This window comes from Streptomyces sp. NPDC015139 (assembly GCF_043079785.1).
Lineage (GTDB): Bacteria > Actinomycetota > Actinomycetes > Streptomycetales > Streptomycetaceae > Streptomyces > Streptomyces albidocamelliae.
In genome coordinates, this window is record NZ_JBIBUW010000001.1 from 439,895 (window position 1) to 462,987 (window position 23,093).

Below are 23,093 nucleotides of genomic sequence, written 5' to 3' on the forward strand. Positions count from 1 at the left end.
CTGGTGACCCCGACCCCAGCTGGTCTTCGTCCACTTCCAGCTGGGCATCGCCGAGCATCTGCTCAGTCCGGAGGTCGGGCTCGGCACGCACGTCGAGGACGTCGTCAGGCTGATCCACGAGGAGGACCTGACCGAGGTGGTGCTCGTGGGGCACAGCTACGCGGGGCTGGTCGTCTCCTCAGCGGTCCACCAGATCCCGGGCCGCGTCGCGCATCTGGTGTACCTCGATGCGATGGTCCCGCAGCACGGCGAGACCGCCGTCGACGTTCAACGCATGACCCAGGACCTGATCGACCTGGCCGCGAAGTCCGGCAGGGGCTGGCGCATTCCGCCGCTGCCCGAGATGCCCGAGCCCCTTGGCCTGTTCGGTGTCACCGACCCGGCGGACGTCGCATGGCTGCGCGCAATGCTCTCGGATCAGCCGGTGCGCTGCCGGAGTGGCGCCGGAGGGCATCGTGCGGCGGATGGCCTGCATAGCACTTGGACGACTGGCTCGCTGACCGGCGAGAGACTCTCAAAGCCGCAGGTAAAGCAAGGATCACCTCCTTCGAGTGGGCCGCTGAGGCGTTGCCCGTCTACTTGGCGGCTCAGAAGTTGACCGACGCAGGCCGCTTGGACGGAAAGCGCGCCGAGAGTCCGTGAGCGAGTGCTCGTCCCACTGTGGCGGCGTCAGAAAAGTCAGCAACGGGTCAGTGTGAGTTCTGGAACACCTGGCGACGGCTGACCGAACATGCGAAACGATGTAGCCTCCGAGGACCGCCCTTGACCTGCGCGGACAGGCAGGGAGCAGCCGGGAATTTCTCCATGCTTCGTACCATGTTCAAGTCCAAGACCCAGCGTTTGGGTATTTTCGTAGGTCAGGGTCGTGAGCGCCACTTGAGGGTCAGCAAGTGGTCAGCATCAGGTCTTGTTCAGTCTGTACGCCGATAGCCATCAGTCTTGGTGGGGCCGACTCCTGATCCAGGGCCCTGGGATCGATCCCCATGAACGGCCGGTTTTCCCCAACTCTTCTCCGTAGTGTCAGTGACGGTCCGTACGCTCGACGTCATGGAGGGGAACGAGCGGAGGACCGCACACGGGGAGGAAGCCGGCGCCGAGGCCTGGCAGCGACTGAGTGCGTACGCCTACCTCAGCGCGCCCGAGCGCCTGGAGTACGTCGCCGTGATGCGGGTGTTCTGCGGCACGCTGCTCGCCGACCTGTCGGTACCCGACCTTCTCGCCAAGCTGGCCGAGACGGACGGCCCGGGGGCGGCGCTGGACGCGGAAACGCTCACCCGCAGGCTCGAAGAACTCGTGCGCTGGGGCAATCTGCTGCGCAGCACGCACACCGTCAGAGCGACCAGCATCGCCGAATACCAGCGCTCGCGGTCCCGCTACCAGCTGTCGAAGCTGGGGGAGCGCGTGCAGCGGGACGCGGACGAGGTACTCGCCGGGGCGGACGCGGCACGCGAGGTCAGCAGCGAGCTGCTGGCCCTCGTCGACCGCGGCCTGCGGGAGATCGCCGCGATGGCCGCGGCCCCGGGCGGGGCCGATCCGCAGCAGGCGCTGGAGCGGATCAGCACGCTCTTCGTGCAGTTCGCCGAATTCGCCGAGTCCGTCCGCGACTTCTACGCCTACCTGGGCCAGGTGCTGGCGCGCTACGACCTCAACACGGCCGAGTACCAGGGGTTCAAGGAACTGCTGCTCGACTACGTGGAGGCCATCACCGAGGACGTCTCCTTCCGGGCCCCGCGCATCGCGGCCCACCTGGACTCGGTGTGGCCGCACCTGCCCGCGCTGCTCGCCCGGATCGACGCGCACGCGGCGGGCATCGGCGCGCTCGCCGACGGGCTGCCGGAGACGCGCGTGCAGCGCAGCCGCGGACGCGACCGCGCGGACTGGGAGGGGCTGCGCGAGTGGTTCACCGTCACCGGAGGCCACTCCAGCCAGGTGGATCAGCTGCGGGACGCCACCCTGCGCGCCCTGCAGTCGCTGCTCGCCAACGCCAAGCGGATGCTGCGCTCGGCCTCCGGTGAGATGTCTCGGCGCAAGGACCTGCTGCGGCTCGCGGCCTGGTTCGACACTGCGGAGCCGGAAGAGTCCCACGACCTGGCGGTCGCCGCCTTCGGGCTCTACGGCGCACGCCATCTGGGGGTGGCGCCGGATCCCGACCGGTCCGTGCCGGCGTATGTGAGCTGGTGGACCGGACCCGTGGTGGAGGTGCCGGTGGCGCTGCGCGAGCGCGGCAGCAGGGCTCCGCGCGGACGCGCCGCCGCGGCCGAGGACCACTCCGCGCAGAAACGCCGCCTCGTGGAGCAGGCGCGACAGCAGGCCGAGGCCCGCCAGGCGGCGGCGGACGAACTGCGCAGCGCCTCGGGCAGGTTCGAGCAGGTGCGCCTCAGCGCGCCGGCGATGCGGCTGCTGCTGGAGCTTCTGACCACCGCTCTCGGTAATGCCCAGCTGCACAAGGACGCCCACGACTTCCTGCTCGACGGCGCCCAGGCGGTCGACGCGGACCTCGGCATCCGGCTGACGGCGTGGCGCACGCCCGGCAGGTCCATGGTCCTCAAGTCCGTGGACGGTGACCTGACCGCGGACGACCTCACCGTCGCCGTCGACAGCGCGTCCGGGCCCACGGTGGGGGAGGCGAGCGCCTGATGCCCCTGCCGTCCGCTCATGATGTCGCTCTCGCGGCCGAACGCCGCGCCGCCGCCCGGCTCCTGCTGGCCCACCCCCTGGTCACCAGCACCGGACCGCACAGCGACGCCTTCCCGCTCGTCAGGCGACACGCAGACTGGCTGGCCCAGCGTTTCCAGCAGGTCTTCGGATACCGCCTGCTGGTGGAGGCGTCGTACGCCCGGCTGTTCAAGGCAGGTCTCGGAACGGGCTCGGGCCACCGCCTGGAACGTCCCTCGACCGGAACGCCGTTCAGCCCACGGACGTACGCCTACCTGGCCCTCGCGCTGTCGGTCCTCGTCACCGCCCCTGAACAGCTCCTCCTCTCCCAGCTCGTAGCCGACCTGCGGGCCGCGGCCGTCGACGCCGGCATCGAGATCGCCGACACCGGACGGCAGGCCGAGCGGCGAACCCTCGCCGCCGCGCTGCGGCAACTCGTCGACTGGGGCGTCCTGGTGGAGACCGATGGCCAGGTCGCGGCCGTCGCCGAGGAACGGGGCGGGGAGGCCCTGCTGACCGTGGACCGCGAGATCGCGCGCGTCATCGTCGCCGGCCCGCTCGCCCAGAGCCGCGACGGCGAGGACCTCGTGCGCCGGGCCGCCGACCCCGGTTTCGGAGGACCGCGCACCTACGTGCGCAGGCGTCTCGTCGAAACCCCCGTCGTCCACCTCGACGACCTCACGGACACCGAGCGCGAATGGCTGCGCACCCGGCAGCGGCGCGAGGCGCAGGCGTTCTCCGAACTGCTCGGCTTGGAAGCCGAGATCCGCGCCGAGGGCATCGCCCTGGTCGACACCGAGGACGAACTCACCGACCTGCACCTGCCGGGCACCGGGACGGTCGCACAAGCCGCGCTGCTCCTCCTGGAGCGGCTGGCCGACCGGCTGCGTCCCGAAGACGCCGGGCATCCGGCGGTCGGCGGGCGGCTGGTCATCGGCGTACCCGTCCCGGACGGGCTGCTGCCCGAGCTGCTGGACGGACTGATCGAGGAGTACGGCATGCGCAGCGGCTGGCAGCGCGGCCATCTGGAGGACCGGGACGGATTCCTCGCGGCCGTGCTCGACCTGCTCGTCCGGATGCGTCTGATGGCTGCGGCCGGGCCCGTGCGCGCGGACGGCCACGGTCTGCCCGAGGGATACGAACAGACGGTGGCCGACGGCCGCTCCGTCACCGGCGTCTCCCGGGCGCGCCGCCAAGGCAGTGCGGACGGCGGCTGGATCCTGCTCGCCGCAGCCGCCCGGTACGCCACCACCGTGGCGGTCAAGCACCGTACCGACCGGTCCCCGGCGGACGACGACTCCAAGGAGCCACCCCGATGAACCGTCCGCCGGCCCCGCACCGCTACCGACTGCACCGCGCGGGCATCCGCAACGTCTGGCAGTACGACGAGCAGGAGTTCACCTTCGGAGAGGGGCGCCTGCTGCTGCGCGGCAAGAACGGCGCCGGCAAGTCCAAGGCCCTGGAGATGCTGCTGCCCTACCTCCTCGACGGCGACGCCCGCGCGCTGGACGCCACGGGAACCGGACGCACCACGCTGGCCTGGCTGATGCTCGACGGCTTCGGACAGACCAACCGGCTGGGTCACCTGTGGCTGGAATTCGCGCGCACCGACGAGGAGGGCAACGACCACCACCTGACGATCGGCGCGGCCATCCGCGCGTCCCAGTCGACCAAGACGGCCAAGCCGTTCTTCTTCACCACGCGGCTGCGGGTCGGCGAGGCACTCGACCTGGCCCCCGCCGGGCAGCCACTGCCCGTCGACCGGCTCAAGTCACTCGTCGGCTCCGAGAACGTCACCGACCGCGCCGTCGAGCACCGGGCCAGCGTCGCTCGGGAACTGTTCGGCCTCACCGACCCGGCGCGCTACCGCAACCTGCTGCACCTGCTGCACCGGCTGCGCCGTCCCACCATCGGCGACCGCATCGACTCCGGCGGACTGGTCTCGGTCCTCGCCGAGACCCTGCCCGCCCTCGACGACGAGGTCGTGGAGAAGGTGGCCCGCAGCCTGGACGACCTCGACTCGGTCAGGGCCTACCTCGGGCGCCTCGAACGCACCGACCAGGCGTTGCGCGCCTTCCTCGCCGACTACCGCGGCTACCTGCACGGGGCGCTGCGCCGCCGCACGGACCAGGCGAGCGGTGAGCTCGAGCAGCTGATGGCGCACCGCGTGTCCGCGGCCGACGCGGCGCGCACGGCGGACGGGCTCCGCGAGCGCGAGCAGGAAATCGGCGCCCGCATCGAGGCACTCGAGAGCGAGTCGAACGCCGCCGCGACGGACCTGGCGGCGCTGCACGCCGGCGCCGAATACCGCAGCCTCACGGAACTCGGGGAGAAGCGCGCCACCGTCACCGCCCTGCACAGCGCGGCCGCCGCCGCCTTCAAGGCCGTCCGGCAGGCACACGGCAACCAGGAGGAGGCAGGACGGCGTCTCACCGCGGAAGCAGGGCGGCTCGGTGAAGAGCTCGTCGAACTGAACGCCACGTACGGCGAATTAGCGCGGGAGGCAGAGCGGTCCGGGCTCGACCCCGTGCACCTGGGGGAACCCGTGGCGCCCCCCGTCGCACCCGTCATGCCCGCCGCAACCGCCGAACTGACCGCACCGGACGGCGACTGCCACCTCGTACGACACAGTGCGGTGCTGGCGGTCGACACGCAGACATGCGCGGCCGCGCTGCACGCCTGGGACGAACGGCTGGACGCCGCCCAGCCGGTGATCAGGAACCGTTCCCGGTTCGTAACCGAACTCGGCACCCTCATCGAACGGTCGGACGAGGCCCGAAGGGAGGCCGCCGAGGCCGACGCGGCCCGGGAGCGCCTGGAGGAACAGGCGGAACACGCGCGCCGTCGGACTGAGCAGCGGCTACAGGAAACCGTGCACGAGTCCGATGCGTACGCCCTCGCGGCCACAGCCTGGAGCGAGCGGCTGCGGGAATGCACCGGGGTGCCCCTGAACGCCCTGCTCGACCTCGTCGCGCCGGAGCCGGCAGACGGCCCCCTGCCCGCGCAGACCCCCGAGGCCGTGGTCGAAGCGGCCCGGTCGGCCGTCGACCCCTGGCTGGCGGCGCTGGGCGCGGAGCGCGACGACCTCTCCCTGATCGTCCGCGAACGGGAGACGGAACAGGACCGCCTCCGGCAGCAGCGCGCGGACTGGGAACGCCGCACCGACCCCGAGCCCCCACCCCCGTCCCACCGCATGGCTCCCCGCACACCCGGCACCGGAGCCCCCCTGTACCGTCTTGTGGACTTCGCCCACGACGTGGGACCGGACGCGCGGGCAGGGCTGGAAGCAGCGCTGGAGGCGAGCGGCCTGCTCGACGCCTGGGTGTGCGCCGACGGCACCGTCCTCGACCCGGCCACGCGGGACACCCTTCTTATTCCAGGAGCACCCGTGCCCGGGCCGACACTCGCCCAGGTGCTGCGGCCGGTCGCCGCGCCCGACAGCGGTATGACGGCGGAGCAGGTCGAGCGGCTGCTGGGCGCGGTGGCTCTTGCCGGCGGCGAGACCCTCACCGGCGAGCCCGGCACCGTGGGCCCAGGCATGGGCATGGGCATGGACGTGGCGGACGTGGAGGTGGCGGAGCCGCACACCGCGATCGGTACCGACGGCTCCTGGCGGCTCGGCATCACCCACGGCCGCCATACCAAGGAGGCCGCCGAGTACGTGGGCGCCGAGGTGCGTGCCGAGACCCGCCGCCGGGCGCTGGCGGAACTGGACCGTCGACTGCTCGACCTGGAGCAGGAGTTGGTGGAACGCAGGCGCGGTCTGCGCATTCTCACCGAGCACCGCGACCTGGTCACGGACACCCTGCGCCGCCCGCCCCCGGCACGTGGGCTGACGGACGCCTGGGCTCGTACCGCCGAGGCCGAGCGTGCCGCCGAAACCCTGGCCTCGCAGGCGAACACGGCGGCCCGCGAGGCGGAACAGGCACGGGCCCGGGCCGTGGTCGCCCGGCGCGAAGCCGAGGCCACGGCGAGTGCCCACGACCTCCCGGCGGACCCGGCCGCACTCCAGACGGTCCGACTCGCCCTGGACCGCCTCGGGCAGGGTGCGCAGCGGCTGCGCCGACGGGTCGGCGCGGTCTTCTCCGCCGCCGACGGCCACCGCGCCGGCCGCGCGGACTACGAGCGTGCCGAGTCGGCGCGCCGGGAGGCCGAGTCCGACTACGCGGAGCCGCTGGCCCGCCTGGAAGCCGCCCGCCGCACCGTCCGGGCCCTGGAAGAGGCTCTCGGGGCCACGGAGCAGGAGATCCTCGCCCGCGAGGCCGAGACGAAGCGCCGCCTGGACGCCGTCGGACGCCAGCTCCCGGGCGCGCGAAGGGACATGGCCGACGTACACGACCGGAGAGTACGGGCGGAGGAGGACGAGAGGATGCGGCGCGAGACACTCGCCACGCAGGAGGCCGAGGTGCTGGCCTGCGGCAGGAGACTGCGTACGGCCCTTTCCCTGCCAGGCGTTCTGAGGGGAGCGGGCCTCGATGCCGACGCGGACGCCGGCGCCGACGTGGGCGCCGACCCGGATGCCGGCGCGGACCAAGGGGCCCTGAAGTCCCTGGACCCCGTCCACCACGATGTGCGGGAGCGCATCGCAGCGCTGCACCTGCTGGTCGATGCCGTGCGCCGCGGCCTGGATGCCGTACGCCGGGACGTCTCGGACACCACCCTCCTCAACCGTCACACCGAACTGCGCGACCAGCTCTCCGGCGGCTACGACGCGACGATGGAGGAACGCGAGGGCATCAAGCTGTGCCGCCTCGTCGACGACCACGGCCCGCACGACATCGCCGCGGTCGGCGAGCGCATCGCGGCCGAGGCCGCCGAGGCCCGTGACCGTCTGACGGAGCGCGAGCGTGACGTCTTCCAGCGCTTCCTGACCGGAGAGCTGGGCGACCATCTGTCCTCGCAGGTGCTGGCCGCGAGCGCCCTGGTCGCCGCCCTCAACACCACCCTCGCCACCGTCCGCACGTCACACGGTCTGGGCGTCACCCTCGACTGGAGCCTCGCCGACGGCGTGGAAGCGGACGTCAAGGCTGCCGTGGACCTGCTGCGCAGCCCCTCCGGCCTGCGCACCCGTGAACAGTCCGAGCAGCTCCGCGACGTCCTTCAGCGCCGTATCGAGGACGCCCGCCGCGCCGACCCGGCCGCCGGCTACGCCGCCCACCTGCGGACCGCCCTGGACTACCGCGACTGGTTCACCTTCACCCCCTGGGTGGTGAACGACGCGGCACCGGGCAGCCGCCGCAAACTCTCCGGCCGCACGGGCCTGAGCCAGGGCGAACAGCGGGTCCTGTCCTACCTGGTCCTCTTCGCCGCTGCGGCGGCGCATTTCACCGGCCTCGCCGACACCGCCCCCCAGGCACCCCGCCTGATCCTCCTCGACGACGCGTTCGCCAAGGTGGACGAGCCCACGCACGCCCGCCTCGGCCGCATCCTGGTCGACCTGGACCTCGACTTCGTCCTCACGAGCGAACGCCTGATCGGCAACTGGCCCGACGTACCGTCCCTCCACATCTACGAGTGCCTGCGCGACCCGCACGTCCGGGGCGTGGCCACGCTCCACTACACATGGAACGGGCGGCAGCGGAGGCTGGTGTCGGTATGACGGGCGCCGAGCAGACCGACGAACGTCCCCCGGACGCCGAAGCCCTCGCGTTCCTCACCCGGCCGGGCCTCACCCGCCTGTGGACGGCGGCCCGCACCCGCCTGGAACGCAACGGCCTGCGACCAACCGGAACCCTCAGGCTGGAGCACCTGGACGCGCGGGAGCGCGAGGCGCTGTCCCTCCTCCTGGCCAGACCGGTCACCGGCCCCACCGCCACCATCCGCCTGCCGGACCTGGACACCCGCCTGCGCGCCAGCGCGGTCGGACGGGGCCTGACCGCGACGCTGGAGGAACTGGGCCCACCGCTGACCGACCGCCGGGCGGTCCGCGACGCGGCGGCGGCCGAACGCTCCCGACTGTGGTCGACGGTCCAGACCGAGCTGGAAAGCACGTCGCTGTCGGCCCAGCCCTGGACGGCACTATGGCTGGAGGAGATACGACGCGGCGGCACACTCGCCCGCCAGGACGCGCACACCGCGACCACCGTCATCACCCAAGCCGTCCAGACCCTGGCGACACTCTTCCCTGGCACGGACCCACGCCTGACCCCGGCCTCCTGGGGCCGCGGCGAACTGGCCACCCGCGCCACCGGCTCGGCGCACGGCCTGGACGACGGCACCCTGCTGTCCCGGCTGGTCCTGCGTGGCATCGCAGTGGCACGAGGTGTCGAGTTCCCTGCCGACGCACCGGCGCGCCGGGCGCTGTGGCGCATGGCCTCGGTCACTCCGGACGAGGTCTCCAGCACGGTTCTCGCGTACGGCCTGCGCCCCACCGGCGGCACCTGGCGGGAGGCGGCATTGCGCGAGCGCGCCGACCACCACATGGAAACCCACCTGACCCTGCGCGAACTGCGCACCCTGACCCTGAACATGCCGCCCGGTACCCGGGTCCACATCTGCGAGAACCCGCGCGTAGTGGAGGCCGCGGCCGACGCCGGCCGCACGGCGACCCTCGTCTGTACCTCGGGAAGCGCGACGACGGTCGCCCTCACGCTCCTGGACGCGCTGGCGACGGCCGGCTGCGCCTTCGCCTACCACGGTGACTTCGACTGGCCCGGCATAGCCCTGGCCAACCGGGTCATGCAGCGGTACGCGGCGGAGCCGTGGCGTATGCGCGCGGCCGACTACGAGTACCTCGCGACCCGCGCACAGGTGAACGGCGCACCGTCGATCGCCCTCACCGGACCGCCGGCCGACGCGGTGTGGGACACGGAACTGGCCCCCTCCATGGACGCCCTGGGCATCGCCCTGCACGAGGAGGCGGCGCTCGATCTGCTGCTGGAGGATCTCGGGTGAAGACCCGGGGCTGTCCGCCTCGCGAACAGCCCCCGGACCGCCGGATCGGCAGCTCGGGCCGGACGGGGTCAGGCAGGCAGCCCGCCTGCCGCGAGTCGATCACTCATGTCACTCACCAGCTCCTTGCCCGACCCGCCGGCCGCGGTGAGCAGTTCCTCGAAGGTCCGCAGACGACGGAAGGTCTCGGCGTAGATCGTCTGCTTCTCCAGGGGCAGCTGGAGCACCTGGAGACGCCGGATGTCGACCCTGGACGAGCTGGAGGCATGGGTGCCGGCTTGACGCCCGTTGGCGGGCGCGCACAGACAGCCGGCGAGGAAGTGCGGTTCAAGTTTCTTCGCGTCCACGCGCAGGAGGTAGAGCTGAGGGCCCAGGGCGGTCGGCGGTCCCTGGTGGACCCACGCCTTGAAGGCCCGAGCCACTCCGGCGACCACGACGTCGCCCTCCTCGGCGACGGCCGGGGCCGAGCCGGTGGTGACCGTCCCGCCGGGAGTGCCGTCGTGCAGGAGGTCGGCGATGGTGAGGAGCGGAACGGCGGCCCCGCCGGCGGCTGCGGCCGACTCCGGCGGCTGCTGGCCGGCGCGCAGTGTCAGTGCTCCGGCTTTGACGAGGTCTCCCACCGTCGTGGTGGTCTGTGGGGTACCGGCCTCGAAGTCGAGGGCGGACAGGCGCCGGGCGTGATCGGCCAGATCTGTCAGCAACGATCCGAACTCGTCCCACTTGCCCGCGAGTTCCTTACGGGACGGCTCGGCCGTCGCCGTGGTGTAACGCCCCGGGGTGACATCCACCTCGTCGTCGAGAAGGTCGAGCAGGGGCACCCGGACGGCGCCCTGCGGCGGCTCTTGGTCCGGCTGGTCGAGGGTCGCCATCGCGGTGAGCACATAGGAGCCGAGGCTGTCCCAGTCGGGGCTGGGTTCCCGCGTTCCCGGTCTCGCGAAACGGGTGGCGTCCACCAAGAGGGCGTCCTGGCTCGGGGGAGCGGCCGCGGAGCCGTCCGGGGCCGCGCGGAGGATCCACAACTGGAGTGACACGCTGTGTGGTTGGGCGCTGCCGGGAGGCAGGGAGACGACGGCGCGGAGTGCTCCGGTGCGCAGCAGGGAGCTGCGGATACGGCGGCCCGCCTTGCGTGACGCGACGGCCGGCGGAAGGACGATCACGGCGGCCCCGCCGGGCGCGAGGTGGGACAGCAGGTGCTGCACCCAGGCCAGTTCGGGTTCGGTGCGAGGGGGCAGGCCGTGCGTCCAGCGCTGGTCGGTGGCGAGCTCCGCGTAGCCCCAGTCGCGTTCGTTGAAGGGAGGGTTGCACAGGGCGATGTCGGCCTTCGATCCGGCGAAGGGGTCGTCCCGCAGTGCGTCGGCGCTGACGATGTGTGTCCGGATGTCGTGGTCCTCCGCGAGGAACTCGAGCCGGGCGGCCGTCAACGCGGCGAGCGCCAGGTCCCTTTCGCAGGCGAGTACCTCCAGCCCGGGGCCGTCGTACTCTCGCACGGCCGCGGCGGCCAGGTGCCCGGTACCGCACGCCGGATCGAGGACGGTCAGACCGCCCTGCCCAGGGCCGAGACGGACGGCGAGGGCGATCCGGGCCATCAGCGCGGCGAGTTGCGGCGGCGTGGTGCTCAGCTGCCGGACGTGCGTTTCCAGCCATCGCTGCAGCAGGAACTCGAAGACCTCCCGGGGCCCATCCTTCCGCCCCACCCTCGCGGTCTCGGCCACCAGGTCACGGGCCTGCGCGGAGAGTTCGGGCGGGGCGGTGCTTGCCTTGTGGGAGCGCATCCGGCCAGCCGCCGCCGCGATGGCGAGCCCCGACTCGTTCCGGCTGCCGAGTGCCTCGAAGCGCGGCCAGAGGAGTTCGCGGCCGCCGATGTTCCTGAGCTTGCCGTTGTCCCGCAGCCACTGCTCGACCTCGGCCAGCGAGAACTGCGGGCTGACGTCGGTGCCGCCGATGCGGGTGGGGAAGGAGTCGTGGCGGCGGCGCCAGTTGCTCACGGCGGCGCGGCCCACGCCGGCGATCCGGGCGATCTCGGCCAGGCTGACGGGGACGGCTTCATGGGCACTCATGGTCGGTCTCCGAGGTACTTGGCGGCTGGGCTGGTCGGCGTTCCCAGCGGCCGTTCATGCAGGGAAGGCTACTACCCCTATTGACTTTGTTCACAGCGTGTACGTTCCATCTTGTTGTGCAGGGAATGTGGAGGTCGGCAGAGATGTGGAGTCCCGCGCCGGGAATGGTGATCCATGACCGCTATCGGCTGGAGTCCGTGCTGGGCCGCGGAGTGATGGGGTACGTCTGGCAGGCCCGCGACCTGCCCCTTGACCGGCCCGTGGCCGTGAAGACCGTCGCGACGGAACTCCTGGCCGTGGCGAGCAGTCGCGATGCCGCACTCGCGCGGTTCGGCAGGGAGATGCGGGCGGCAGCGCGCCTGGACCACGCCAACGTCGCCACGGTCTTCGACGCGTCGATCACGGACGACACGTGCTGTCTGGTGATGGAGCTGATCGATGGCACCACCCTCGAGTACCTCTTCGACCAGCAGGAGGACGGCCGTTTCGACGTGCCCTCGGCGGCCGCCGTCGCCGCCCAGCTGTGCGCGGGTCTGTCCGCGGTCCACAGGGCCGGTCTGGTGCACCGTGACCTCAAGACACAGAACGTCATGGTTCGCCGCGACGGCGTCGTGAAGATCCTCGACTTCGGCCTCGTCAAGCTGCTCGGCGACACCGACCCGCGGCTGACGATGACCGGCGAGGGCGTCGGTAACCTCGTCTGCGCCTCTCCAGAACTGCTGGCGGCCCAGGACCCGCTCGACGGCCGCAGCGATCTGTACGCCGTGGGTTGCCTCCTGCACCACATGCTCACCGGGGAGACGCCCTTCCCCTCCGATCAGCCGGCGCTCCTGGCCTCCCACCACCTCGCTTCGCCCCCGCCCCTCGTCGCCGAGGCGGGTGCACGCGTGCCCCGGGATCTCCAGAACTTGATCACTGCCCTCCTGGCCAAGCGGCCGGACGATCGTCCCGCGTCGGCCGCCGAGGTCTACGCATGTCTGGCACCCCACCTGCCGGAGCCGGACCCCGGGCTGGCGGTCAGTCGGACTCCGCCCGAGGATCCGTGCCGCCCTTTCCTCGTCCCCCAGGGCCCGCTGCCCCTGTGATCGACGGGCTCACCGGGTGGCGGCAAGAACCCTGCGGTCGTTGCGGGCTGCACCTTTTCGGTCACACCCGGCACAGAAGTGTCATGGCCGGTGACAGAATGTCTCCGTCGGCCGGGGCGCCGTGACGCTCCCGGACCACGCGGGACGCGGTGGGCGCGGCAGGCGCCGGAACTGGGGGCGGGGCGCGATGCGGCGGAGCCTTGGACGGTACGAGCTGACGCACGAGCTGGGCCGGGGCGGGATGGGCGTCGTGTGGGCAGCTCACGACCGCGACCATGACCGCGAGGTCGCCGTCAAACTCCTCGCCACCCGCGGCCGCGGTGCCGAACCGAGCATGCTGGAGCGCCGGTTCCTGCGCGAGATCCGCCTGACCGGCCGCCTGCGCCACCCGGGCGTCCCCGCCGTCCACGACCATGGCAACCACGAGGGCGAGCTGTACCTGGTCATGGACCTCGTCCCCGGCCGCGCCTTGGACGCCGTCCTGAAGAACGACGGTTCGCTGGGCGTCGAGCAGGCGGCGGATGTGGCCCGCCGCACGGCCGAGGTGCTGTCCTACGCCCACGGTCAGGGGGTCGTGCATCGCGACCTGAAGCCGTCGAACCTGATGCTGACCCCTGACGGCGAGATCAATGTCCTGGACTTCGGGGTCGCCGCGGCTCTGGAGCCCCAACCCGGCGAGACCCGTTTCACCGGCGCTGGCGCCACTCCCGGCACGGTCGTCTACATGGCGCCCGAGCAGGCGGTCGGGCAGGCCGTCCCCGCGAGCGACCTGTACGCGCTGGGCTGCGTCCTCTACGAACTGCTCACCGGCGCGCCGCCGTTCACCGACGCCAGCCCGTTCATGCTGTACCACCGGCATGCCCACGACCCCGTCCCGCCGCTCGCCGACCGCCGCCCCGGCGTGCCGGACGGCCTGCGGGCGCTGGTAGGGCGGCTGCTGGAGAAGAAGCCCGAGGACCGGCCCGCCTCCGCCGAGGAGGTGGCCGCCCTGCTCGCCGCCTGGACGCCCCGACCGGCTCACGCCACTGCGAGCACGCCCGCTCACCCGCGGCTGGCCGAGCTGGCGGCGCTGCGCCGGGCGGGGCGTCCGGGCCGCGCCCTGGAGGGGTACCGCGAGCTGATGGCCGCCCCCGGCCTCGACCGCGCGGGCACGCTCGCCGCCCGCGCCGGAGCCGCCCTGTGCGCAGGGATGCTCGGCCGCACCCGCGAGGCCCTGGACGAGCTGAAGTCCGTCCTCGCCGAACAGCGCAGCCTGCTCGGGCCGGGCCACCCCGCCGTACTGGACACCCGCTACGAGATCGCCGTCGTGCTGATCCGCACCGGGGAGCGGCACGCCGCCGAGGAGCTGCTGCGCCGCCTGGCGGACGAGGAGGAGACGGTCCTGCCCGAGTCCGACGCTGGGCACGGACGGAGCCGGAAGCTCCTGGAGCGGCTGCGCCGCATGGGATGAGGGTCACCGGCGATCGGGAGCTCCGCGATACTTTGTAATCTCTGTTCACAGGATATAGCTCGTGTTAGCCTGCCGTCACGTCGTTCCGGAGGGGAGACAGGACACGGGACACTGTCTACGGACGACGGCAGGTGAACACCGAGGGGAACAGCGCTCATGACGCCAGCAGCTCAGCGCGAGACCGAGCGGACGGGAGCGCAGCCGCTCCCCGAGGAAGGGAATCTGGTCGAGGTGCGCGGCCAGTCCTGGGTGGTCGCCCGCGTCGAGCCGTCCCTGGCCGCCCAGGACGGCGAGGAGAACCGGCGCCCTGCGACCCTGGTCCACCTCCAGTCCGTCGCCGACGGCCGCTTCGGCGACACCCTGTCCGTGATCTGGGAGGTCGAGCCCGGCCGCCGCGTCCTGCCCGCCGGCTCCCTGCCCGACGCCTCCACCGGCTCCTACGACTCCCCGAACCGCCTCGCCGCGTTCCTCGACGCCGTCCGCTGGTCCGCCGTCGCCTCCGCCGACGCCCGGACCCTCCAGGCCCCGTTCCGCTCTGGCGTCGCCGTGGAGCCGTACCAGATGGAGCCCGTCTCCCGGGCCGTCGGCGCGCCCCGCGTCAACCTGCTCCTCGCCGACGACGTCGGCCTCGGCAAGACCATCGAGGCCGGGCTCGTCGTGCAGGAACTCATGCTGCGCGGCCGGGCCCGCCGCACTATGGTCGTCTGCCCGGCCGGTCTCACCCTCAAGTGGCGCGACGAGATGGCCGAGAAGTTCGGCCTGGAGTTCACCATCGTCGACTCCGAGCACTGCGCCCGCCTGCGCCGCACCCACGGCACCGCCGCCAACCCCTTCCGCGTCCACCCGCTGACCATTGTCTCCCTGCCCTGGCTGCGCGGCCAGAAGGCCCAGCGCCTCCTCGACGAGGTCATCGGCGCGCCGGAGGAGAGCCCCGACGGCGAGCACAAGCGCTTCTTCGACCTGCTAGTCCTCGACGAGGCGCACCATGTGGCGCCCGCCGCGCCCAAGCAGGTGTACGCGGTCGACTCCCAGCAGACCAAGCTGATCCGCCGCCTCGTCCCGCACTTCGAGCACCGCCTCTTCCTCTCCGCCACCCCGCACAACGGCTACCCGGAGTCGTACACGGCGCTCCTCGAACTCATCGACGACCAGCGCTTCGCACGCGGCGTCGACCCGGACAAGGAAGCGCTCAAGGACACCGTCGTACGACGTCTGAAGTCGACGGTCACCAACGCCGACGGCACCCCCCGCTTCCGCACCCGTGTCACGCGCGAGCTCTCCGTCGACTACACGCGGCAGGAGCGGGCGATCCACGAACTGCTCGGCTCATTCGCGGAACTGCGCCGCAAGAAGCTCACCCCCAAGGCCCGCGGCGGCCGCCGCGCCGCCGACCTGGTGACCCTGCTGCTGAAGAAGCGCCTGTTCTCCTCCCCGGCGGCGTTCCTGCACACCGTCCAGGTCTACCTTTCCCACTTGGAGGACACCGGCGGCCCCGCGCGCGCCCGTTCGGCTGCCGCCGAAGTCCCGGAGTGGCTGGAGGAGTTCGCCGACCTCGTCGCCGACCTCGACGACACGGGCCTGGTCGACGCCGAGGACGACGCCCTGACCCGCTCCACCTCGCTCACCCCGGCGGAGGACGGCCAGGAATTGGACCTGCTCCAGGAGATGGAGCGCTGGGCCCTCACCCACGAGGCCGCGCCCGACTCCAAGGCCGAGGCGCTGATCGCCGAACTCAAGGCGATCTGCCGCCCCGACGGAAAGAAGTGGACCAACGAACGGGTCGTGGTCTTCACCGAGTACCGCGACACCCAGAAGTGGCTCCACGACCTCCTCCAGCAGGAGGAACTCACCGACGGGGGCCGCGTCGAGCGCCTGCACGGCGGCCTGTCCGCCGAGGAGCGCGAGCGCATCCGCCTCGGCTTCCAGGCCGAACCGTCCCGCGCGGAGGGCAAGGTCCGCATCCTCCTGGCCACCGACGCCGCCGGTGAGGGCATCGACCTCCAGAACCACTGCCACCGCCTGATCAACTACGACATTCCCTTCAACCCCAACAAGCTCGAACAGCGCATCGGCCGCGTCGACCGCTGGGGGCAGAAGCACGACCCGGAGATCACCCACTTCATCGGCTCCGGCTGGCAGCAGGCGCAGGCCGGCTCGTACGAGGCCGACCTGGAGTTCCTGTCCCGGGTGGCGAAGAAGGTCGCGCGCATGGAGCAGGACCTCGGCTCCGTCAACGCCGTCCTCGCCGACGCCGTCCAGCGCCGGATGACCGGCGACACCGCGCCGGTCGACATCGAGAACGCCAAGCCCAGGCCGATCAAGGGCCGCCGCACGGGCGGCGAGGTCGCCCCCGAGCAGAACGTCACCGCGCAGACGAAACGGCTCGCCGACCAGTACGACGAGACGGTCACCGCGCTCGGCCTCACCCCGGGCAACGTCAAGCGCGTCGTGGACACCGCGCTCGCCCTGGACAACCAGCCGCCCCTGCTGCCGTCCACACTCCGGGCGGAGGACTTCGAGCCGGGCGACCTCTTCGACGTACAGCCCTTGTCCGGCAGTTGGGAACGGGCCACCCGCGGCCTCGCCCACAAGCTCCGCGAGGGTGAGCAGCGCCCGCTCACCTTCTCCCCGGCGGTGGCCGCCCAGGGCAGGGACGACGTCGTCCTCGCCCACCTCAAGCACCCGCTCGTGTCCCTCTCCACGCGCCTGCTGACCGCCGCCGTCTGGAACGCGGACCTGATCGGCCTCCACCGCGTCACCGCCGTCGTCTCCGACGACCCGGCCGTGACCACCACCCTCGTCTCCGCGTACGCCCGCTACGTCCTCGTCGGCACCGACGGCACCCGCCTGCACGAGGAAGTGCTGTACGCGGGAGGCTGGTTCGGCGACACGGGCCGCTTCCGCCGCTGGGAGTCGGTCAACGAACAGGGCAGGGTCCTCTCCGGGGCCCTCACCGAGGGCATCGAGGCAGCCCCGCACCTGCGCAGGGAGCTCACCGACGCATGGCCGCGACTCCGCGACCCGCTGTACCGGTCCCTGGAGGCCCGCGCCGGCGAACTCGGCCGCCAGCTGGAGAGCAGGCTCGCCGACCGCCGGGCGGAGGAGGAGCGCCGCATCACCGCGACCCTCGACCGCTTCGAGGCCACCCTGCGCGCCAAGCTCAAGGAGGAGGGCGACGGAGAGGGCGAACAGCTCGCACTGCTGTCCACCCACGAGCTGACCGGCCACGAGCGCCGCCAGTTCGAGGACGACCGCCGCCGCTGGCAGGAACGCCTCGAAGGCCTCCCCGCCGAACGCGAACGCGAACTCGCCGCCATCGCCGCCCGCTACCGCGAGCCCCGCTCCCACCTCTTCCCCGCCGCCGTCGTCTTCGTGATCCCCGCAAAGGAAGCCCGCCGATGAGCCCCCGCCGCCCCGTGAGCTCTGGAGTAGCCGCCGCCAAGGCCCAGGCCGCCGATGGCCGCCGCCAGCACCAGGAGTGGCTCGACCTCACCGAGGTTTCCGGCCCCTTCTTGACGATGCCCGTCCTGCTGCGCGCCTGGCCTCAGCTCGACACGCTGGAGAAGGACGAACGCGCCCGCCTCCGGGCCCGCCACGCCGACTGGCAGACGGACACGACGGCCGGCCGCGACGAGTGGGTGGCCTACCTGCTGGGCCGCCTGCTGGGCTGGGACGACGCGCTGGCGTTCCGTCAGGGCGAGTCGGAGCACCACGGCCTCGACCGCCTCACCCTGCGGGTCGCGGAGCACAACACCGAGGTGCGCCCCGACTTCGCGCTGGTCGAACCGGGGGCTGACCTGGCGGCGGAACCGGACGTGGAGTCGGCGGCGAAGCGCGTACGCCTGCTGGGCATGACGGTTCCGGCGGGCACCGCCCCCACGGCCCGCGTCGGCGGTGGCGGCGACTGGTCCGCGGCCCCCGCCGACCGCCTGGCCCGCCTCCTGCGCCACCACGGCGTACCCCTCGGCCTGGTCACCGACGGCCGCTGGTGGTGCCTGGTCTGGGCCCCGCTGGGCGGCGTCACGACCACGGCCGTCTTCGACTCCATCGGCTGGAACGAGGCCGCCGAGCGCAACGTCGTACGGGCCTTCGTCTCGCTGCTGCGCCGCCGCCGCTTCTTCGAGTACGACGACGCCGAGACGCTGGTGGGCCTGCTGAAGGCGAGCCTCGCGGCGGGTGAGGACGTCACCGAAGCGCTCGGCGTCCAGGTCCGCCAGGCCGTCGAACTCCTCGTGGACGCCATTGGGCGGGCGGACGTGCGGGCGGTCGAGCACGGAGCCCACGGCCTGCACGCCTCCGGCGTCGGCGCGGGCGAGGTCTACCGCGGCGCGGTGGCCGTCATGATGCGTGTCGTCTTCCTCCTCTTCGCGGAGGAGCGGGGCCTGCTCCCGGCGGACAACGAGGTGTACGCCCGCTCGTACTCCGCCCGCTTCCTGCGCGACGAGCTGAAAGCGCGGGCGGACGAGGAGGGCGAGACGTCGCTGGAGCACACGACGTCCGCGTGGCACCGACTGATCGCCCTTTTCCACGCCGTGCACGGGGGAGTGGACCACCCGGGTTCGGGCTTCCACCTCCCGGCCTACGACGGCTCGATCTTCGACCCCGACAAGTACCCGTGGCTGGAGCGCACCACGCCGCTCCTCCCCATCGACGACCGCACGGTCCTGCACATGCTGCAGGCCGTGCAGGAGGTACGGGTCGGCAAGGGCAAGGACCGCGAGGTCCGCACGCTCAGCTTCCGCGCGCTGGACGTCGAGCAGATCGGCTACGTGTACGAGGGCCTGCTGTCGTTCGACGGACGCAGGGCCACCGAGCACATGGTGGGGCTGATCGGTCCCGAGGGACTGGAACACGAAGTCGCCCTGCGGGACTTGGAGGCGCTGGCGGCGAAGGCCGGCGGCTCCGTGAAGACGCTCGCGAAGTCGGTATTCGAGAAGTGGAAGGACCCCAAGCCCCCGGCGACGGCCGGCCAGTTGGAGAAGAAGCTCGCTCCCCTGGGCTCGGAGGACGCGGCGGAGGCCCGTCGCCGCCTGAACGCGGTGACGAAGGACCCGGCGCTGACGGAGCGGCTGCTGCCGTTCGTCGGCATCCTCCGCGACGACCTGCGCGGCCTGCCAACCGTCATCCCGAACGGCGCGCTGTACGTCACGGAGTCGTCCCTGAGGAAGAACACGGGCACGCACTACACGCCCCGCTTCCTCGCGGAGGAGGTCGTGCTGCACGCGCTGGAGCCCCTGGTGTACGAGCCCGGCCCGCTCCAGACGGCGGACACGGGGGAGTGGCGCCTGAAGTCGGCGGACCAGATCCTCGACCTGAAGGTCGCGGACATCGCGATGGGTTCGGCGGCGTTCCTGGTGGCGGCCTGCCGTTACCTGGCGGATCGCCTGATCGAGGCGTGGGAGTCGGAGGGCCGCGCGGACGCGATGGCCTACCGGGCGGGCCGGGCCGTGGACGCGGTCACGGCGGCGGACGCGGAGCAGGACCCGGTCGTGGTCGAGGCGCGGCGTCAGATCATCGAGCACTGCCTGTACGGCGTCGACATCAACCCGATGGCCGTGGAGATGGCCAAGCTGTCGCTGTGGCTGGTGTCGATGGACCCGGGCCGGCCCTTCACGTTTCTGGACGACCGGTTGGTCGCGGGAGACTCTCTGCTGGGCGTGCACGACATGGAGCAGATCCAGTCGGTGCACATGAAGCCGACCGGGCAGACCGACGTCCTGGCCGAGCAGGCCCGGCAGCTGGTGGACCAGCTGACTCGGGAGCGGTTGGCGATCACGGCCATCAAGGGCGTCGACCTGCCGGCGCTCCAGGAGAAGCGGGAGCGCCTGGAGGAGGTCAACCGCCACTCGCGGCGACTGCGGCTGGTGGGCGACCTGATCGCGGGGGCGGCGCTGGCCACTTGCGCTTCGGGGCGGGTGCCTTGGTACGAGGAGGAGGGCGGGGAGCGGGTCCGGGACCTGTTCCCGCGGGCTGCGTGGATCGTCCAGCGGATCATGGAGGACGGGGTCGAGGACGACTCCGAGGTGGTGCGGGAGGCTCGGGCTACGGCGGAGGAATGGCTGGGAGCCGAGCTGCCGGAAGGGGCGTTGGAGCGGCGGCCGGTGCATTGGCCGTTGGTGTTTCCGGAGGTTTTTTCGCTGCGCCATGGATTCGATGCGATTGTGGGCAACCCTCCCTTCCTAGGCGGAAAGAAGCTTACCGGCTCTCTCGGAGATTCTTACCGAGAGTGCTTGGTCGACTATGTCGCTGGAGAAACTCGCGGTTCTGCGGATTTGGTCGCGTACTTCGCACTCAGGGTGCACCACCTGGTGAGTCCGCGTGGCCAGTCCGGGTTGATCGCAACCAACACTCTGGCTCAGGGGGAAACTCGCGAAGTTGGTCTTGACCAATTGGTTCGAGACGGAGTGGTGATCCGTAGGGCTGTTAAAAGTGCACTCTGGCCATCGAAATCTGCGGTTCTTGAGTACTGTGCCGTGTGGACCAGTCGAGAGCTCCTGCAGCCGGATGCCGTTCAGATTCTTGACGGAATGGCGGCGAAGAATGGAATTTCGGCATCGCTTGCTCCTGCGAGTCGCGTGAGCGACTGGGCTGAGCCGCTCGCAGAAAATGCCGGTCTTTCGCACATTGGCTCCTATGTCCTGGGTATGGGATTCACGCTGCACGAGGAGGAGGCGCGTGAATGGATTGCCGAAGAACGCCGGTATGCCGACGTTCTCTTCCCGTACCTCAACGGGCAGGACGTGAATCAGGACCCTAAGCACGGGAGTGAGCGATGGGTTATCAATTTTGGTGCATGGCCTCGCGAACGTGCGGAGACGTATCCGCGAGCCTATGAGCAGGTTGTCAGGAAGGTGGAACCGGAGCGGGCCCGGAACAACCGGAAGATCTACCGAGAGCGGTGGTGGCAGTATGCCGAACGGCAGGCGACGATGCTCAAGGCGATCGCCCCTTTGGATCGTTGCATCGTCATCGCGCTGAGCAGTTCTACGCAAATGCCGCTGATGCTACCTACCGGTCCCGTGTTCTCGCACATGCTGGTTGTTATTGCCAGTGATGACTACGCGCAGCTGGCTTTCCGGTCCAGCGAGTTGCAATATTGTTGGACTTCCGACCGCTGCTCATCCATCAAGTCGGATCTCCGGTTCACTCCCAGCGATGCAGTGAGGCCCCTTGTTCAGCCGGTGCTGACCGAACGGCTCCGCGAAAGCGGCGTGCGCCTCGACGCCTACCGTCGCGACCTCATGCTCTCCCGGAAAATGGGGTTGACCACCACCTACAATCTGGTGCACAGCCCGGAATGCGACGACGAGGACATCGTCGAGCTTCGCCGCATCCACGAGGAGGTCGACAAGGCAACTGCCGAGGCGTACGGCTGGCTCGATCTCCTGGACGAATCTGGCGAGGGTACTCCACCTCCCCATCCGACCTACGAGACGTTCCCGCTCGACCATGGTTTTCAGGAGACCGACCAAGGCGTCCGGTACACCATCGGCCTCCTCGCCCGAACCGAGATCACCGACCGCTTGCGCCAGCTGAACCACCAGGCCTACGCCGACGAGGTACACCTCGGCCTCCACAAGGGTGTCACGGAGAAGAAGGCGCGGGAGAAGCACCCCGACCTGCCCCCGCCGTCTCCCGAGGCCATCCGGAAGCGCAAGGAGCAGCTGGCCGCGCGAGGTGGGTCGGATTTCGGTGAGGGCGCTGAGGGCGCCCTGTTCTGAGCCGCCGACATGACAACGGGCTCGCTCACGTCACCCCAAGTGACGTGAGCGAGCCCGTTGTTCCGCTCAAAAGCCGTACTCGGCCCTACTTCAGCGCGAGCGCCACGAACGCCGCCCACTCGCCCCGGCCGACCCGCAGCACCGGCCCGCCACTCGCGACCTTCGAGTCGCGCACGTACACGGCGTCCAGTCCGGCAGCCACCTCCACGCAGTTGCCACCCCCCGAGCCGCTGTAGCTGCTCTTGAACCAGCGCAGCCCGTCCACGTTCTCGGATACCTGCTCCACGCTCATGTCTCTCCCACCAGCCGTTCGATGAGCCGCGCAGACTCGACGCCGTTCAAAGCCTGCGACCGCAGCTTGCCATACCGCAAGCCGAAGGCACTGACCTCTGCGGGATCATGGACGACGTACCCGACATCCTGAGACTCGATGTAACCAAGGTGCTGGTGCTCCTTGGTCTCCAGCACCACAAACGGGCCGTTCAAACCGGAGTGGAGCCCACACGCCGCAGGCATGACCTGGACCTCCACGTTCCGCAACGCCCCTACTTGCAAAAGGTGTTGCCATTGTTCGCGCATGACGTCGCTGTCGCCAACCGGATTCCGCAGCGCCTCTTCGCCGATGATGAACGACAGCTCCGCGAGCGGCACTCGCGTCAGTAGCTTCTGCCGACCCAGCCGCGCTTCTGTGTGCTGATCGATGATCTCCTCACTCAACGGCGGGCAGTGCCCGGCGAACAGCGCGCGTGCGTACGCCTCCGTCTGCAACAGCCCCGACACCAGCAGTGGCTCATACTCGAACCGGCTCACCGCCTCCGCCTCGATCAGCGCGAAGTTCCTGAAGAACCGTGGCAACTTCGCCCGATCCACCTCCCCCTGAAGCGCCTCGAGAACCCCGCCCGTCTCCAGCACCCGTTCCGCCGCCGCCGTGAACGCCGCCTTCGCCGGCCGCCGCCCCTGTTCCACCGAGGCAACCTGCTCCAGCGAGTAGCCGATCGCGTCCCCGAGCTGCTGCTGGTTCAAACTGGCCCGCTTGCGCAGGTACTGCAACAGCACCCCGTACGCCGACCACACGCCCGGCACTTCGGGTCCCTCGTCCTTCGCCTTCGCACCCCGCCCCGTGCGCGTCTCCCGTACGTCCCGTACTGTCCTCACAGTCCCACGCCCTTCCCATCCCGCTCCGCGCCCCGCCATGGCCGCGCTCGCCACCGGTCCATGTCCAACGCGAGGCGCG

The 23,093-nt window shown here is 71.0% G+C and carries 11 protein-coding genes and 1 pseudogene; 9 read left to right on the forward strand and 3 right to left on the reverse strand.

The window, feature by feature from the left end:
* Positions 1–19 precede the first annotated feature (19 nt).
* The 5 genes and pseudogenes from ACF08B_RS02015 to ACF08B_RS02035 form a co-directional block, all read left to right on the forward strand.
* A pseudogene (locus ACF08B_RS02015) lies at positions 20–433 on the forward strand (alpha/beta fold hydrolase); the annotation flags it as partial.
* 614 nt (positions 434–1,047) lie between these two features.
* The gene (locus tag ACF08B_RS02020) at positions 1,048–2,637 is read left to right on the forward strand and encodes a TIGR02677 family protein (protein ID WP_392315587.1); all 1,590 of its coding nucleotides are present in this window, start codon (positions 1,048–1,050) and stop codon (positions 2,635–2,637) included.
* Positions 2,637–3,974: a TIGR02678 family protein gene (locus ACF08B_RS02025; protein ID WP_392315588.1), complete on the forward strand. Its 1,338-nt coding sequence runs from the start codon at positions 2,637–2,639 to the stop codon at positions 3,972–3,974. Before ACF08B_RS02020 ends, ACF08B_RS02025 begins: the two co-directional genes overlap by 1 nt.
* Positions 3,971–8,254 (forward strand): TIGR02680 family protein, encoded by a 4,284-nt coding sequence (locus ACF08B_RS02030; RefSeq protein ID WP_392315589.1) that lies wholly within the window; start codon positions 3,971–3,973, stop codon positions 8,252–8,254. Before ACF08B_RS02025 ends, ACF08B_RS02030 begins: the two co-directional genes overlap by 4 nt.
* On the forward strand, positions 8,251–9,549 hold the full coding sequence (locus ACF08B_RS02035; RefSeq protein WP_392315590.1) for a TIGR02679 family protein: 1,299 nt from the start codon (positions 8,251–8,253) through the stop codon (positions 9,547–9,549). The genes ACF08B_RS02030 and ACF08B_RS02035 overlap by 4 nt, the downstream gene beginning before the upstream one ends.
* A 68-nt stretch (positions 9,550–9,617) precedes the next feature.
* On the opposite strand, the gene ACF08B_RS02040 is transcribed toward ACF08B_RS02035, so the two are convergent.
* Positions 9,618–11,603 (reverse strand): N-6 DNA methylase, encoded by a 1,986-nt coding sequence (locus ACF08B_RS02040; protein WP_392315591.1) that lies wholly within the window; start codon positions 11,601–11,603, stop codon positions 9,618–9,620.
* A 164-nt stretch (positions 11,604–11,767) separates the two neighbouring features.
* On the opposite strand from ACF08B_RS02040, the gene ACF08B_RS02045 reads away from it, so the two are divergent.
* The 4 genes from ACF08B_RS02045 to ACF08B_RS02060 all read left to right on the forward strand — a co-directional run bounded on the left by ACF08B_RS02045 (position 11,768) and on the right by ACF08B_RS02060 (position 21,859).
* Positions 11,768–12,688: a serine/threonine-protein kinase gene (locus ACF08B_RS02045; RefSeq protein WP_392315592.1), complete on the forward strand. Its 921-nt coding sequence runs from the start codon at positions 11,768–11,770 to the stop codon at positions 12,686–12,688.
* Between the two features lie 187 nt (positions 12,689–12,875).
* Positions 12,876–14,138, forward strand: coding sequence for a serine/threonine-protein kinase (locus ACF08B_RS02050; RefSeq protein ID WP_392315593.1), 1,263 nt, complete (start codon positions 12,876–12,878; stop codon positions 14,136–14,138).
* Between the two features lie 156 nt (positions 14,139–14,294).
* Entirely contained in the window at positions 14,295–17,540 is a 3,246-nt protein-coding gene (gene drmD / locus ACF08B_RS02055) for a DISARM system SNF2-like helicase DrmD (protein WP_392315594.1), read from the forward strand.
* On the forward strand, positions 17,537–21,859 hold the full coding sequence (locus ACF08B_RS02060) for an Eco57I restriction-modification methylase domain-containing protein (protein WP_392315595.1): 4,323 nt from the start codon (positions 17,537–17,539) through the stop codon (positions 21,857–21,859). The genes drmD and ACF08B_RS02060 overlap by 4 nt, the downstream gene beginning before the upstream one ends.
* Positions 21,860–21,944: 85 nt before the next feature.
* Here the strand turns inward: ACF08B_RS02060 and ACF08B_RS02065 are convergent, their stop codons facing one another.
* Positions 21,945–22,151, reverse strand: coding sequence for a DUF397 domain-containing protein (locus tag ACF08B_RS02065; protein ID WP_392315596.1), 207 nt, complete (start codon positions 22,149–22,151; stop codon positions 21,945–21,947).
* A complete protein-coding gene (locus tag ACF08B_RS02070; protein ID WP_392316019.1) occupies positions 22,148–23,053 on the reverse strand; it encodes a Scr1 family TA system antitoxin-like transcriptional regulator in 906 nt (301 codons plus the stop codon). The genes ACF08B_RS02065 and ACF08B_RS02070 overlap by 4 nt, the downstream gene beginning before the upstream one ends.
* Positions 23,054–23,093 lie beyond the last annotated feature (40 nt).

Excerpts from the sequence above, each read along its gene's own strand:
- ACF08B_RS02060 (WP_392315595.1), top strand. The coding sequence starts at position 17,537 with ATGAGCCCCCGCCGCCCCGTGAGCTCTGGAGTAGCCGCCGCCAAGGCC.
- ACF08B_RS02065 (WP_392315596.1), bottom strand. The coding sequence starts at position 22,151 with ATGAGCGTGGAGCAGGTATCCGAGAACGTGGACGGGCTGCGCTGGTTC.
- ACF08B_RS02025 (WP_392315588.1), top strand. The coding sequence starts at position 2,637 with ATGCCCCTGCCGTCCGCTCATGATGTCGCTCTCGCGGCCGAACGCCGC.
- ACF08B_RS02020 (WP_392315587.1), top strand. The coding sequence starts at position 1,048 with ATGGAGGGGAACGAGCGGAGGACCGCACACGGGGAGGAAGCCGGCGCC.
- ACF08B_RS02050 (WP_392315593.1), top strand. The coding sequence starts at position 12,876 with ATGCGGCGGAGCCTTGGACGGTACGAGCTGACGCACGAGCTGGGCCGG.
- ACF08B_RS02040 (WP_392315591.1), bottom strand. The coding sequence starts at position 11,603 with ATGAGTGCCCATGAAGCCGTCCCCGTCAGCCTGGCCGAGATCGCCCGG.
- ACF08B_RS02070 (WP_392316019.1), bottom strand. The coding sequence starts at position 23,053 with ATGGCGGGGCGCGGAGCGGGATGGGAAGGGCGTGGGACTGTGAGGACA.
- ACF08B_RS02045 (WP_392315592.1), top strand. The coding sequence starts at position 11,768 with ATGGTGATCCATGACCGCTATCGGCTGGAGTCCGTGCTGGGCCGCGGA.
- ACF08B_RS02035 (WP_392315590.1), top strand. The coding sequence starts at position 8,251 with ATGACGGGCGCCGAGCAGACCGACGAACGTCCCCCGGACGCCGAAGCC.
- drmD (WP_392315594.1), top strand. The coding sequence starts at position 14,295 with ATGACGCCAGCAGCTCAGCGCGAGACCGAGCGGACGGGAGCGCAGCCG.
- ACF08B_RS02030 (WP_392315589.1), top strand. The coding sequence starts at position 3,971 with ATGAACCGTCCGCCGGCCCCGCACCGCTACCGACTGCACCGCGCGGGC.